This is a genomic window from Chelatococcus sp. XZ-Ab1 (assembly GCF_029309855.1).
Taxonomy (GTDB): Bacteria; Pseudomonadota; Alphaproteobacteria; order Rhizobiales; family Beijerinckiaceae; genus Chelatococcus_A; species Chelatococcus_A sambhunathii.
This window is the reverse complement of the sequence record NZ_JARKII010000024.1, coordinates 1-12,164: the sequence shown is the minus strand read 5'-3', so window position 1 is coordinate 12,164 and position 12,164 is coordinate 1. Positions and strand designations below refer to the sequence as shown.

Below are 12,164 nucleotides of genomic sequence, written 5' to 3'. Positions count from 1 at the left end.
TCTTCAACAAGATCAAACACTTCCGCCGTATCGCCACCCGCTTCGACAAGACGGCGGAAAACTTCCTCGCCGCCGTGAAGCTCGCGTCCATCCGCATCTGGCTACGCGGTTATGAGTCTACGGCCTAATGTCGTCAGGTCACGCGATATTCCGCACAATACAGACGCAGCGACAAACACAAGAATAGCGGCCACCCAGACACGGCTCGAACCGAAACGTCGTGCGAGCCACGCGGTCAACGGGAGCGAGAGTGCGAGCGTGATAAGATAGCTTGTGGCGATCCACTGGACGTTCGCTAACGGCGCACCGAACTCTCGGCTGATCGTGTCGATGGCAAGATTGGCGACAGTGGAATCGAGCATGGCCATGAACGCGCCGGACCCCGTGACTGCGGCAACCATCCAAAGACGAAGCGGGATGATGGGAGGGGCTGACGACATGAGGTTACGACACCAAAGGACTTAGTTGAGTTTTCATGATACAGTCGTATCATCAAAAACTCAACAGAACCAAGGGACCCTTTATGCCAAGAACGGTTGACCACGATGAACGCCGATCAACGATCTTAGAAGCGTTTGTCACGCTGGCGGTGCGAGAGGGCTTGCACGCCGTTTCCATGCGCTCAGTGGCTTCCGAGGCCGGGATATCGCTTCGTCTCGTGCAGTATTATTTCAAGACTAAGAGCGGCCTGATGCGGGCAGGACTCACGATGCTGGACAGGATGAGCAACGAACGGTGGGCGTATCGCGCCGCCAGTTCGCCGGAGCCATCGACCGCTACAGAAATCCTAAAGGCCCTCTTTGTAGAAGCTCTGCCAACCGACTCACGGCGGCGCGATTTTCATCTGCTTTGGATGTCCTATGCGGTGCTAGGGATGACCGACATCGAAGTTCCAAACCAAGTGTTCGTTGAAGGCCCGAATCGGTTGCTTCAGCGCATTGTCTCGCTTTTGAAGCAAGGACAGAGAGCAGGAGAGTTCGACGCCGAACTAAATGCCGATAATGAGGCCGCTATTCTACTAGGGCTGATCCACGGCCTTAGCACTGCTGTGATGATCGGGCTGCAAAGTGGAGAGGCCGCACTGAGACTTCTGATACATCACCTTGACCGGCTGAAGAGACTAAAAGCTTAGGGAAACAGCGCCATGCGCGCGGCCGACAGTTAGAGGCTTATACCCCTCTGCCTCCCCAACTGCCACGACACCGATCCGCCCTGCACGATGCCCATAACCTCGCGGCCGAGCTGGCGGTCGATGACCGGCCGCCACGGAACAAGGGTGAACTCATGACTCTTTTCGACCAAGGCGAACTTGCCGCTCGATAGCTGCACGGTGCCGGTGAACTTGCCGCTGACGTTCTCGCCGTCCGTGACGGCGCGGAACGGCAGGCCCTTGTTCTCGGCCATCTCCGCACCGACGCGGGCAACCTCGCGCTCGCGCAAGGTGGCGAGAAGGTTGCGGCGGTAGAATATGCGGCCGTTCCGCGCTCGCGTGGTGTCGCCCTGTTCGATATGGTGTTCGCGGCGGTGGTCCATCGCCTCGCGCACCTGCTGGCCGAAGCCGGCCGGCGCAAGGTCGGCCGTTTCGCCATGGACCAATCGCCGGTCCAGCCATGTCGCGCCGTCCGATCCGATCTGCCTTTGCAGATCGACCGGGGAAAGCACGCGAACGCTGACCTGCCGGTCACGGCCGGCGTCATAAGCGGCTGCACGGCTGACCAGATCATCGGGGATGCGCCATTGGTCAGCGCCGATCCGCTCGACGATGCCGGCGCGACGCAACGCCTCCAGTCGGCGCACATGGGCATCGACAAAGCCCTCATAGTCGCCCCCCGGAACGCGGCCCTCGAACTTCGCCTGCTCCAGATGACGGCTCGGCCGATAGATGCCGTCCTCCGCGATGGCCGTGATGGTGCGGTCGGACGGCCGGGCCGTCACCTCGGCCGGACCGATCTGGATGACGCTGCCAATGCGGGCGTCCGCCAGCCGCTCGGGCGTGATGCCGGCGATGTGGTGCGTCCTGCCGTCGATCCCGTCCACAACGATTGTCAGGTTCTCCCCCAACTCGTCGGACAGGTGCTTGTCCAAGACGCGGCCGACGATGGGCGTCTCGGGCGCTCCGTCATGGATTTGGAAGCTCATGGGATCACGTTCGCCACCCTGCGGGCCGAGCGCCTTCTGCATGGTGCGGATAATGTCGCCCCGCTCGCCAAGCTCGCGCAGGGCCGGCTCCATGTCCTTGCTCAATTCCCAAACGGCGGGCGCGTGCTCGGTCGCCAGCCCCATCTTCTCCAGCTTGGCGAGCCTGCGCAGGCGTAGCGCCCGCTCAAACTGCCGCCTCGGCGCTGCCGGTTCATGGCGCAGATCGACAAAACGGGCATCGGCTTCCTCGGCCATCGCCCGGTCGATCCGGGTGAAACGGTCTTGGTCGATTTCCGCCGACAGCTTGCGGGTCTGCTCGATCTCGGTGACGGGACCGAGTTCCAGACCGGCAAGCTCGCTGGCGCGCTCGCGCAGGCCGGCGGAAAGGTAGTCGCCGTTGATGACTAGATCCCCGCCTGTGTCGTCGCGGCCGTTGACGACGATATGCACATGGGGATGGCCGGTGTTGTAGTGATTGACGGCAACCCAATCGAGTTTCGTGCCGAGGTCCGCTTCCACCTGTTGCATGAAATCGCGGGTGTAGGCCGTGAGGTCCGACAGCTCCGCGCCGTCCTCGGGCGAGACGATGAATCTGAATTGGTGGCGGTCGTCCTTGCCGCGATCAAGGAAGGCGTCGCCATCGGCGCGGTCCTCGGTCGCCGAATAGAGCCGGCCGCGCTCGCCGTCGCGTGACGTGCCGTCGCGCTGGACATAGCGCAGATGCGCGCGGGCGCGTCCGCCCTTCCACGCGGCCCGAACGCTGCGCTGCTTGACGATGACGCGGCGGCTGCCGGGCTGGCGATGATGCCACTGGCCTGAGATGTTGCGGGCGCGCACGAAGCTCGCGCCCCGGCCGCGCTTCACGCCCTTGCCGCTGGCGACCACGGCACGGGAACGGCCCGGCGATGACGGGCGGGCGGATGACGGCATGGAAGGATCGCGGAAGGCTGCCGCCTGATGCTGCCGGGTGATCTTCTTGACCTGCGTGAAAAAGCTCTTGCTCTTGCCAGCCTTCGGCGTGTCGGATCGGATGCGACCGGGCTTCGGACGGAAGCGGTTTTCGTCGTCGGCGCTCAAGGGCGCGACTCCCGCCCAAACCGCCTGAAAACGGCCGATCTGCGCCTATGGTGCCGCTCGAAACCCTGCAAAGCCAAGGCTTTGCGCGAAATCGCGGCACGCGGCCTCTCAAAACCATGGTGCCGGAACCGGACACCTAACCAGTGTGCAGACAACAATAATTTCCAGAAGCGGCCCGATATGGTGCCGTCTTCTTTAATCTTGCCCTCCGCCCTTTCTGTCTTTTCTGCCCCTCCCGCCGGGAATCCTGCCGGGCGCAAACCTGCCCGACTGGATGCTGATACCAGCGCCGCCGAGCGCGGGAACGCCGCCCTCATGGCGTTCCCCCGTCGCTGGCGCTCGCCACGAAAATGCTGCCGTCCTGCGGCTCCGCACGGGCGGGATCACGCGCCGGAACGGCAGCGCGGCCGTCGCCTGATTGCGCCTCGGACGGCGGCGCGGCGGCAGCCCGCGTGTCGGCCGGGCGCATGACAAACAGCGGTGCCTCGCGCCAATCGGGCGGCGGTGCCGGCTGTGGGGACCGCGTATCCGATGGAGCCGCGCCGCCAAGGATCGGCGCGAGCGCGGCGACATATGCGCGCGTCTCGGCGGGAAGCGGTCGGCCCGTCGCGCGGTGCTCGTCGTAGCGACCGGGACCGGCATTGTAGGCCGCCAGCATCGCCGCGACATTGCCGTAGCGGTCGAACATCTCGCGCAGATAGGCCGTGCCTGCGAGGATGTTGTCGCGCGGGTCGTAGGGATCGCGGCCGAGGCCATGGCGGACGCGCAGGCCCGCCCATGTGTCGGGCATCACCTGCATCAATCCCATCGCGCCGGCCATTGAGACCGCGCGCACGTCGCCCGCGCTCTCGGCGCGCAGCACGGCACGAATCCAATGCTCGGGTATGCCGAAATGCTGTGACGCCTCGGCGATGTGGGCCGCATAAGGATGGGCGGCGGCCGGGCGCTCGACCGGCACGGATTGCGCGACAGCGACGCCCGATCCGATGCAGACGGAAAGCGCCCCCGCCAGCAGCAGGACGGCATAATGCCATGCCGGCCTGTCTCCGCTCCGCCGCCAGCCTGCCAGCGTGCTCGCTGCGGTCAAGGGCAAGGCGCAAGCGCCGGCCGAGGGCCGCCCCTGACCTTCTCTGCGCGCGCCGGCCGTCTGGTCGCCGAGCGGGACGAAGGGATGAGACGGCTTTTCCGCGAACAAAGGGATGCCGATCTTTGACCGGATGGCGCGCCGGACGCGCGCGGCCGTCATTCCTCATCCTCGATCTTCCGGGGGTGCTTCCAACGCAGGGTCCAGATCGAAGGATTGTCATTGGACTGGAACAGTTTGGCGCGGATCGGGAACGGGAAGATTGGCCCCTCCAATCGCATCGACACGAACTCGCCAGCGTTCTCGCTGGAGTCTTTCCATGCGGGGCCTGCGTCCGGGCCGTCCTCGCTATCGAGGCGCACGCGATAATCGGGCGCGTTTTTCACGTCGCTCGACTTGGCCGGGACGATGAACAGCTTTTCGTGGAGGCCGAACGAATGAAGCTCTCCCGCATAGCCGGTTTCGGTGCGGGTGAAGGTGCCTATCTCTGCCATGGAAATCTCCTGCGGTTGATTTTCGGGGGGTGGTTTCAGTGCGTCGGCGCGCGCCACTCGTAGCGGCCGACGCCTTCCTCATCGGTCCAGAGCGGGACCGCTCGGCCAATGATGGAAGCTGCGGGGATGGGTCCGAAGTAACGGCCGTCGAGGCTGTCGCGGACTTTCCAATTCATGAGGAAAAGCTGGTCGTCGCCGATGACGCGGCAGCCCTGCCAGACGGGCAGATCGCGGCCGAGGCTGTCGTGCTCCAGCGCCTCGCCCATCTCGATCCCGTTCACCGTGATCGTGCGGCCGGCGCGGCAAACCCGCTGTCCGGGCAGGCCCAAGACGCGCTTCAAGAGTGGAACGCCTCGCGCGATATAGCCGCGCTCGACCATGAAGGCGGCGAGCGGCTCGGGCGGCATGATGGCGATCAGCTCGGGCACGTTGATCCGCTCGGCCGGCTCGATGGTGTAGAACCCGACTGGCGCGCTGGCGGTGGCGTTCCATATGAGTTTCGTCGGCGTCTCGACCGCGCTTGCGGCGGCGATGCCGATGACGGCAAGCGCCGTTACCGTGAGGGTGCGGCGGCGCGTCATGGGTCGATCCTTCGGCGGTGAAGCCAAGCGGCATGTCGCTCGGGCGTGTAGGCGTGCGGCTTCAGATTGGCAGCCAAACGGTTGTGGACGTGCCGCCAATGCTCCGGCGAGGCGTCGGCCGGATCGAGGCCGAGCGATTCCACGGCGTCGATGGCGGCAAGCGCGCGCTGCACCTTCGGCCAGCCGTCGAGGCGCAACAGGATTTCGCCGCCGGGGCACACGCACGGCAATGTCTGGAACGGCTCGCCGCGACCGATGGCGCGCACAATGTCGATGCGCGAAACGACAGTGCCGTGCTCGCCTTTCGCCCATCGCACGAAGGCAAAGACGCTGCCCGGCGCGAAGCCGACGACGCTGCGGCGGCGGTCGATGATCTGCTCGTAGCTCTTGCGGCCGAAGCGTATCCAATGCTCGACCTTGCGTTTCTCGAAGGTCAGTTCAACCAATGTGGTGAAGGGCGCGGGTCCATGCGCGCCGCGACGAGCGCGCCGGGTCACTGTTCGCCCCGCTCATCGGGGGTCAGCGGACGTGCCGGAAACACGCGGCCGGCGGTCTCGTCGCGGGTGGATTTGCGCGCGCCGATTGCAGTCCAGGCTTGCAAGTCCTCGACCGCATAGAGGACGCGGCCGCCGATCTTGCGGTAAATCGGGCCGGTCCCGTAGGTGCGATGCTTCTCAAGGGTTCGGATGGAAATGCCAAGGAAGCGCGCGGCCTCCTTGGTGCGCAATAGGCGCGGCGGCAGGCCCGCCAGCGGGTTAGCCATGGATCACCTCCGGTTCGTCTGGATGCGGCTGCTGTCGGTGGCGACAGCGGGCTGTGGCGAACCATGGCGAGGGACCGGCGGCGCGTAGCGTGCCGCATTTGCGCCTATGCGCTGGCGGCACCCCCTCGGTGCGCGGCCTGTCGAATAGGTAAGGGATTTCAGCGGCTCGTTGCCTGCCGCGCCGAATAAGCAAAGACATCGGCGCGTGGCTCGGCTAAGAATGAAATCGGAGCAGACGCGCTGCTCTGGGGCTTAGTAACCCCTGACTAGCGGTTGGTGTCGGCCGTGACGGCACCACCATCCTCGAACCTTATGGTCGGGGAGCCTATGGCGTATGTCCAGGGCTTCTCGCCTAAAGGTCATGGGGCCGTCTAGTCACGGTTACTAACTCCCCGATCACCAGGTAGAGGGGCCATTTGCGGGGGCGCACCGCAAGCAAGGCTCTCCAGGATGAAGGGGAATGGCTATGCGGATTCCCGTCGAACTCGATCCCGATGTGGACGATGAAGCGCCGACTGGCGACGGCATAACCGTCTATGACGAACGGCATTTCGTGACCTATCTGCGGCTTCTAGACGCCAAGGCCGAGGGCGCGGACTGGAAGGAAGTCGCGCGGATCGTGCTGCACCGCGATCCGGTCGCCGAGGAACTTCGGACGCGCCGGTGCTGGCAAAGCCATCTCGAACGCGCGCAATGGCTTTCGCGTGAGGGCTATCGGAAGATTCTGGAACAGGCGGCAGCCAACAAAGCGTGATGCGATCAACGCTTGCCGGGCTTGATCGGATAGTGAAGCAGCAGGCGATAGCCGCCCCGCATCATCTTGATGCCATGCGCGACCAGCCGGCGGGCCTTGTTCTTGCGCGGGTCGCTCTCGAAATCCTCCTTGGTGCCGCGAAAGCCGAGCAGGACTTCGGCGATGGTGCGATAGCTCTCGCCGCGCAGCCGCGCGTCGAGCGCGCGCAGCGACAGGATATGCCATTGCCGGAGCTGCGCGGGGACCGCTCGAAAATCGGGACCGGGCACACGGCCGTTGAGTGATCGCCAGAAACGGCGGGCGGCGTGAGCGCGAAGCTCCAGAAAGGAATCCATCGGCAGCGTGACGGCGTAAAACGCGGCTGCGTCCGGCACCGTCTCGGGCAGCCAGAATTGATGCGCGACGCCATCCGCTCGCCAGATACCATGCCAGCCATCGGTAGCGCGGCGCAGGTCGAGACCGTCGAGATGCGCCAGCGTCAATGTCGGTTCGGTGTCGCTGTCGTCGTGATCGACAGGCGACAGCATCACCGCTTGCGGTTGAAGGCTGGGACTCCAGAACGGCGGTTGCCGGTCATGCGGCGCGTCGGGATCGCACGGGAAATCGCAAGCCCCAGCGATGCGCGAACGCTTCAAGGTCACGGCCGCTGGACCGTCCAGTCAGCGCGATGGTCTCGAAGTCCTGACGATACTCGTCATTCCGGCGCAGATATTCCCAAGCGAAACCGGCGGCCGGAATGTGTTTCGTGTGCCTGTATGCCGCCGGTGAACGCCAGTCGATGTTCAGCATGGCGTCACCTCCCAAAACCGGGACGCGCCAGGGCGACGCCCGGACTAGAGAGGTTCAGAGATTGGCGGAAGTAATAGAAGCCGCTCAAGACAGATATGTTGAGCGGCTAACCCGATCATTTTTGGTTATTTTCTTCTTAACATAGTCTCTGTGATTCCGCGAGCCGTGCGAAGCACGGCGAGCGCCGGCCGGTGTTTCGGTCGGCGGTCATCGCATGGAACATGGGCGGCCTATGCGGCCGCCCGGTGATGCTGCTGCGCGGCAAGCCGCTCGCTGGCGGTGCGATAGTGCCCGTTGTCCAGTTCGATGCCGGTCCAGTTCCGGCCAAGCTGGTGAGCTGCCGCCAGTGTCGAACCGCTGCCGCAAAACGGGTCCAGCACAAGGTCGCCCGGCTGCGTGAAAGCCTCGATCAATGGCGCTAGGGCTTCGACGGGCTTTTGCGTCGGATGCAACTTGTTGCCCGCATAGGGGAAGTCGATCACGTCCGCGATGGGGTTGTCAGGCAGGGAAACATTGCCCTTCGCCAGCAAGTAAGCCTGCTCATGCTCGTAGCGCAGGAACTTCGCCGACGACGCATAACGCTTGCGGAACACAAGATGCCCGACAACGCGGAAGCCCGCTGCCTTCCATGCGTCCATGAACAAATCGACCTTGTTCCAGCCGTAAAACGATACGGCGAAACCTCCATCCTTCAAAACACGGTGCATCTGGTTGAAGGCCGGGCGAAGCCAGCGGGCGTTGTCATCGTTCGCAACCTTCCTACCGTCACGGCCGCGATAGTTCACGATGTAAGGCGGATCGGTCAGGATGAAGTCCACCGATCCCCGCTCGAAAGAGCGCATCGCCTGGATGCAGTCGGCATTGAAAATCACGTTGCGGGGTGCTTTGGCGTTGCCGGTCATGTCTCTAATCCTCGGGTCTGAAGGTCAGCGAAGCGGTGTGCCGCGCCTGACCTTCTGGCCGTCGCCGAGACTGGGGTAGCAACGAGCAAGGGCGGCCGGGGCGGAGGGGGATCACTCGGCCTGCACAAGCGAAGCGCGGAAGGCTGGGGATACCGCGCCGGACGGTTCCACTTACCTTGCCGGCGCGAGGGCAACGCCCTTAGCCCCCTCGCTACAACCGCCGATTACACGCTGTGGCGCGAACGGCGGCGCGTTCATTCGGTTCTGGTCCAGCATGATAACCATGCAATGGTTCTGCGCACGCGTGATGCCGCTGTAGAGCAGCCTGCGTAGAGGTTCTGCGCCGCTTGTGACGGCCCTTGACTCCGGCGCGCCAATTACCCATATCTCACGTGGCGCACGTGAGGAATATGACATTGCGAATTGACTTTCAGAAGTTGGGCCGCGGCACGGTATTGGCGGGCGCGCTTCACGGTCGGAAGGTTCTGAATGAATTGCTATCCGCCACGGCTACCGAGCCGGTGGTTCCGGAGCCGGTGTTTCTCGATTTCGGAAAAGTAGATGTCGCAACGGCAAGTTTCTTGCGGGAAAGCGCAGTTGCTTTCCGAGAGCACGTGCGGGGACGTCGATCCACCCTTTATCCCGTGATTGCCAACGTCAACGACGATATCCGTGATGAGCTGTTAGAATTGGCGAAGAATCGGGGCGAGGCTTTTCTCGTGTGTACGCTTGACGATAACAATTACGTGGAAGGATCGACGCTGATCGGCGAATTGAACCCGAAGCAAAAAGTCACGTTTGATCTCGTTCGCGCGCATAACGAAACTGATGCCGCTGAACTAATGCGCATTTATGGGGACCGCGAAGGCGTTACCCAGACAACAGCTTGGAACAATCGCCTCGCCGCCTTGGCCGCTCTCGGTCTGATTGTCGAGGTCAGTCAAGGCCGCAACAAGCGGTATCGCCCCCTTTTATAAGAAGGAACACAGCCATGGGCGCGGATTTCATTCGGAAGGCCGCGAAGAGTTTTGAGAAAAGCTGGGACCGACGCCGCGTTGAGCTTGCGACGGCCGACCTCTTCACTCGACAACCGAGTTGCGCGGCGCGGACCGCAGAAGCCGATATCGTCAACAATGCCCACCTCCAGCCCGGCGAGGCCGTCACCGTCCAAGCCGCAGACAATGGCTTGATAGCCATGCGCGGCCTGAGTGTCGTGGCGCGTTTTCATAATCCTTCGACCGATCTTGTGGCGGCGGTGCGTTCCTCCTGCGGGGTTGCTAAGGGCACAGTCGAGCAAGTGTATTCCCTCTCGGGAGTCGCGGAAATCGCAATATGCTGACGCCCACCCCCACAACCGACCCGCAATCGCCGCGCAATCCACGCCGCGAGCGCCGTCTCTGGCACGATAGCGAACGGTACGCTCCCTCTCTCGGGTGTCATGGTTGCCCCGAAAAGACCCTCTGCGGGGGCCTTTCGATCCGGCGCAACATGTTCTCATGCTTGGACTTCTGCTGCGGGAAACCGGAGCAGTGCGATGTGGTCTGCCGCCAGCATCCCGATTTTGCCCTGCGTGTACGGGAAGTCGGCGGCTTCGATCTGAATACGGTTCCACGGACCGTCCCCATATCGTCGTCCGACTTGCCCGCGGTCGTTCCGATGGTCTTCCACCGCACGTCCCGGGCCTGCGCTTTCGATTCGCCGGCGACCGCACTCTCGCTCTATCAGTTGTTCCATCGCCGAACCGGCCAACTCCGGTTCAGCAGCCGAAATGAGCTTATTGAAACGTTCGGACTGGCGCCCAACACTCGCCTTGTGCTGACGGGCACGGACCAGGACCCGCCTATCGAGGGATGGTGGAAGCTCAGTGAGGGACGCCGCCGGATCATCCGCGAGTTGCGTGAGCTTGGCATCGAGTTCGCGACGACGCCCAACTATAGTCTCTTTATCGACCAACCCCGCTGGGATGACCTTCATGCGATGAAGCGTATCGGCTTGGTCCACGAGGAGTTTCAGTCGGAAGGCCTTTCCACCGCGCTCCACGTGAATGCCCGGACCGAAACGGACATGCAGCGCTGGACCGAATATATCGGCAGTCGGCCGGAAATCACTCACATCGCCTATGAATTCGCCACCGGTACCGGCTGGGCAGGGCGTCAAGGAATCCATGCGCGATGGCTGGCTGGGATGGCGGGTGCGATCGGGCGGCCGCTTCATCTCGTCGTTCGAGGGGGCATTGATGTTCTCCCAATGCTGGCCAATGCCTTTACCAGGGTGAGCCTAGTCGAGACGTCCATCTTCATGAAGACCATGAAGCGACGACGCGCGGTCTTAGACGAAACGGGTACATTGAGGTGGGAACCGGCGCTGACACCAGCCGGTGCACTACTCGATGCGCTGCTTGCCGAAAATTATGTAACCGTCGAGAGATGGCTGCGCCCAATCGCTACCCCCTCACGTATCGAGAGGCGCGTGGCTTTCGGATGACAGCGTCTTCGTCTGCTCTTCTTACCTTTGCGCAAGTTGACGATCTTGCTTTCGCGGCGGAGCGAGGGCGACTGGAGGGAGGCGTGCCTGACGGCATCTGCTGGACGACCAGCGATCTCGGCCCTCTCATGGAGCTCAGTCACTTGGCTGCGGCTGGCTTTCTACCAACTCCCGAGTCGGGTAGTTGGCTGAACCTTGATGGCATGACTGATTTCTATCGCGCCATGATAGATGGCAAGCAGCAATGGCTACGTGCGGATAGTCGCGACTTCGGTTTTCTTCGGACTGAGGCTCGACCACCAGCCGAGACCACCACATGGACCGCTTTTGGCGTGGCTGCCCAGAAGGCCGCTGTGGCGGCGGGCTTTGCAAACAAGGTCGCAGGACAGTTGGTTGGTGCGATCCTCGAAATGCAGAGCAACATTTACGAGCATTCCAAGGCGTCACAAACAGGGATGCTGATCTTCCGCTCCGCGCCCGGCGTGTTTGAATTCGTTGCGGCTGATCGAGGGATCGGGGTGCTGGAAAGCCTTCGCAGTGGCGCCGCGCATGCGAGCCTCGCGGACAACGGCACAGCCCTGCAAATGACGCTGACGGAAGGCTGCTCACGCTTTGGCGACGGCATCGGCCGAGGCATGGGCTTCCGGCCCTTGTTCATCGGGCTGGCGAATCTTCGCGGTTCCCTTCGGTTCCGCTCGGGAGACTACGCGCTGACCATCGACGGTGACCACCCCACCTTGGTCATGGCACGCCTCGCCCAGAAGCCGTCCCTACGCGGATTCCTCGCCTCGATCCGCTGCGCCATTGATACAGAATCTCAGCGATTGCGCGAGGCTTCCCAAAGGATAAGCGCCTAATATGACTGCGGAACCACTCAAATCAGCCGTACGTGAGGAAGATATCTCACTTTCCCTCGACGCTTTCGTCCGATCTATTGGCGTCAGGCGGGCGACTTCACATGCGCTCTTTCTAGGCCGTAGACTCATAACCGCGTAGCCAGATGCGGATGGACGCGAGCTTCACGGCGGCGAGGAAGTTTTCCGCCGTCTTGTCGAAGCGGGTGGCGATACGGCGGAAGTGTTTGATCTTGTTGAAGA

The 12,164-nt window shown here is 63.0% G+C and carries 16 protein-coding genes and 2 pseudogenes; 7 read left to right on the top strand and 11 right to left on the bottom strand.

The features are described 5' to 3' along the window. Positions 1-128, top strand: a pseudogene (locus P2T65_RS20980) (IS5/IS1182 family transposase); the annotation flags it as partial. Here the strand turns inward: P2T65_RS20980 and P2T65_RS20975 are convergent. Then, positions 102-368, bottom strand: coding sequence for an MFS transporter (locus P2T65_RS20975; RefSeq protein WP_276200680.1), 267 nt, complete (start codon positions 366-368; stop codon positions 102-104). The pseudogene P2T65_RS20980 and the gene P2T65_RS20975 overlap by 27 nt on opposite strands. A gap of 107 nt (positions 369-475) precedes the next feature. Between P2T65_RS20975 and P2T65_RS20970 the strand changes: the two genes are divergently transcribed. Then, a complete protein-coding gene (locus P2T65_RS20970; RefSeq protein ID WP_276200679.1) occupies positions 476-1,132 on the top strand; it encodes a TetR family transcriptional regulator C-terminal domain-containing protein in 657 nt (218 codons plus the stop codon). 29 nt (positions 1,133-1,161) lie between these two features. On the opposite strand, the gene P2T65_RS20965 is transcribed toward P2T65_RS20970, so the two are convergent. The 6 genes from P2T65_RS20965 to P2T65_RS20940 form a co-directional block, all read right to left on the bottom strand. Further along, positions 1,162-3,216 carry a DUF3363 domain-containing protein gene (locus P2T65_RS20965; protein ID WP_276200678.1) on the bottom strand — a complete coding sequence of 685 codons (2,055 nt, stop codon included), beginning with the start codon at positions 3,214-3,216 and terminating at the stop codon, positions 1,162-1,164. Between the two features lie 313 nt (positions 3,217-3,529). Continuing rightward, positions 3,530-4,462, bottom strand: a complete 933-nt coding sequence (locus P2T65_RS20960) for a transglycosylase SLT domain-containing protein (RefSeq protein ID WP_276200677.1) — start codon at positions 4,460-4,462, stop codon at positions 3,530-3,532. Further along, positions 4,459-4,794 carry a DUF736 domain-containing protein gene (locus tag P2T65_RS20955; protein ID WP_276200676.1) on the bottom strand — a complete coding sequence of 112 codons (336 nt, stop codon included), beginning with the start codon at positions 4,792-4,794 and terminating at the stop codon, positions 4,459-4,461. Before P2T65_RS20955 ends, P2T65_RS20960 begins: the two co-directional genes overlap by 4 nt. Before the next feature lie 35 nt (positions 4,795-4,829). Continuing rightward, a complete protein-coding gene (locus P2T65_RS20950; RefSeq protein ID WP_276200675.1) occupies positions 4,830-5,375 on the bottom strand; it encodes a S26 family signal peptidase in 546 nt (181 codons plus the stop codon). Further along, on the bottom strand, positions 5,372-5,872 hold the full coding sequence (locus P2T65_RS20945; RefSeq protein WP_276200674.1) for a DUF2840 domain-containing protein: 501 nt from the start codon (positions 5,870-5,872) through the stop codon (positions 5,372-5,374). Before P2T65_RS20945 ends, P2T65_RS20950 begins: the two co-directional genes overlap by 4 nt. Beyond that, complete coding sequence (locus P2T65_RS20940) at positions 5,869-6,138, bottom strand: helix-turn-helix domain-containing protein (RefSeq protein WP_276200673.1); 270 nt, start codon at positions 6,136-6,138, stop codon at positions 5,869-5,871. The genes P2T65_RS20945 and P2T65_RS20940 overlap by 4 nt, the downstream gene beginning before the upstream one ends. Positions 6,139-6,604: 466 nt before the next feature. On the opposite strand from P2T65_RS20940, the gene P2T65_RS20935 reads away from it, so the two are divergent. Beyond that, positions 6,605-6,892, top strand: a complete 288-nt coding sequence (locus tag P2T65_RS20935; RefSeq protein WP_276200681.1) for a DUF2285 domain-containing protein — start codon at positions 6,605-6,607, stop codon at positions 6,890-6,892. Positions 6,893-6,897: 5 nt separating this feature from the next. On the opposite strand, the gene P2T65_RS20930 is transcribed toward P2T65_RS20935, so the two are convergent. The 3 genes from P2T65_RS20930 to P2T65_RS20920 all read right to left on the bottom strand — a co-directional run bounded on the left by P2T65_RS20930 (position 6,898) and on the right by P2T65_RS20920 (position 8,583). Continuing rightward, entirely contained in the window at positions 6,898-7,419 is a 522-nt protein-coding gene (locus P2T65_RS20930) for a DUF2285 domain-containing protein (protein WP_276200672.1), read from the bottom strand. A 46-nt stretch (positions 7,420-7,465) separates the two neighbouring features. Beyond that, positions 7,466-7,681 (bottom strand): DUF6499 domain-containing protein, encoded by a 216-nt coding sequence (locus tag P2T65_RS20925; RefSeq protein ID WP_276200671.1) that lies wholly within the window; start codon positions 7,679-7,681, stop codon positions 7,466-7,468. Between the two features lie 230 nt (positions 7,682-7,911). Then, complete coding sequence (locus tag P2T65_RS20920) at positions 7,912-8,583, bottom strand: DNA methyltransferase (protein ID WP_276200670.1); 672 nt, start codon at positions 8,581-8,583, stop codon at positions 7,912-7,914. 410 nt (positions 8,584-8,993) lie between these two features. Here P2T65_RS20920 and P2T65_RS20915 point away from each other — a divergent pair, with 410 nt between their 5' ends. The 4 genes from P2T65_RS20915 to P2T65_RS20900 all read left to right on the top strand — a co-directional run bounded on the left by P2T65_RS20915 (position 8,994) and on the right by P2T65_RS20900 (position 11,924). Then, a complete protein-coding gene (locus tag P2T65_RS20915; protein WP_276200669.1) occupies positions 8,994-9,560 on the top strand; it encodes a hypothetical protein in 567 nt (188 codons plus the stop codon). A 14-nt stretch (positions 9,561-9,574) separates the two neighbouring features. Further along, positions 9,575-9,922, top strand: coding sequence for a hypothetical protein (locus tag P2T65_RS20910; RefSeq protein WP_276200668.1), 348 nt, complete (start codon positions 9,575-9,577; stop codon positions 9,920-9,922). Next, a complete protein-coding gene (locus P2T65_RS20905) occupies positions 9,916-11,067 on the top strand; it encodes a DUF4417 domain-containing protein (protein WP_276200667.1) in 1,152 nt (383 codons plus the stop codon). The genes P2T65_RS20910 and P2T65_RS20905 overlap by 7 nt, the downstream gene beginning before the upstream one ends. 83 nt (positions 11,068-11,150) lie before the next feature. Further along, positions 11,151-11,924, top strand: a complete 774-nt coding sequence (locus P2T65_RS20900; protein WP_276200666.1) for a hypothetical protein — start codon at positions 11,151-11,153, stop codon at positions 11,922-11,924. Between the two features lie 112 nt (positions 11,925-12,036). On the opposite strand, the pseudogene P2T65_RS20895 reads toward P2T65_RS20900, so the two are convergent. After that, positions 12,037-12,164 (bottom strand): annotated as a pseudogene (locus tag P2T65_RS20895) (IS5/IS1182 family transposase); the annotation flags it as partial.

Bases quoted from the DNA above. Each gene is read 5' to 3' on its own strand.
- P2T65_RS20915 (WP_276200669.1), top strand. From the start codon at position 8,994: ATGACATTGCGAATTGACTTTCAGAAGTTGGGCCGCGGCACGGTATTG.
- P2T65_RS20925 (WP_276200671.1), bottom strand. From the start codon at position 7,681: ATGCTGAACATCGACTGGCGTTCACCGGCGGCATACAGGCACACGAAA.
- P2T65_RS20975 (WP_276200680.1), bottom strand. From the start codon at position 368: ATGGCCATGCTCGATTCCACTGTCGCCAATCTTGCCATCGACACGATC.
- P2T65_RS20920 (WP_276200670.1), bottom strand. From the start codon at position 8,583: ATGACCGGCAACGCCAAAGCACCCCGCAACGTGATTTTCAATGCCGAC.
- P2T65_RS20970 (WP_276200679.1), top strand. From the start codon at position 476: ATGATACAGTCGTATCATCAAAAACTCAACAGAACCAAGGGACCCTTT.
- P2T65_RS20960 (WP_276200677.1), bottom strand. From the start codon at position 4,462: ATGACGGCCGCGCGCGTCCGGCGCGCCATCCGGTCAAAGATCGGCATC.
- P2T65_RS20935 (WP_276200681.1), top strand. From the start codon at position 6,605: ATGCGGATTCCCGTCGAACTCGATCCCGATGTGGACGATGAAGCGCCG.
- P2T65_RS20950 (WP_276200675.1), bottom strand. From the start codon at position 5,375: ATGACGCGCCGCCGCACCCTCACGGTAACGGCGCTTGCCGTCATCGGC.
- P2T65_RS20910 (WP_276200668.1), top strand. From the start codon at position 9,575: ATGGGCGCGGATTTCATTCGGAAGGCCGCGAAGAGTTTTGAGAAAAGC.
- P2T65_RS20905 (WP_276200667.1), top strand. From the start codon at position 9,916: ATGCTGACGCCCACCCCCACAACCGACCCGCAATCGCCGCGCAATCCA.
- P2T65_RS20955 (WP_276200676.1), bottom strand. From the start codon at position 4,794: ATGGCAGAGATAGGCACCTTCACCCGCACCGAAACCGGCTATGCGGGA.
- P2T65_RS20930 (WP_276200672.1), bottom strand. From the start codon at position 7,419: ATGCTGTCGCCTGTCGATCACGACGACAGCGACACCGAACCGACATTG.
- P2T65_RS20940 (WP_276200673.1), bottom strand. From the start codon at position 6,138: ATGGCTAACCCGCTGGCGGGCCTGCCGCCGCGCCTATTGCGCACCAAG.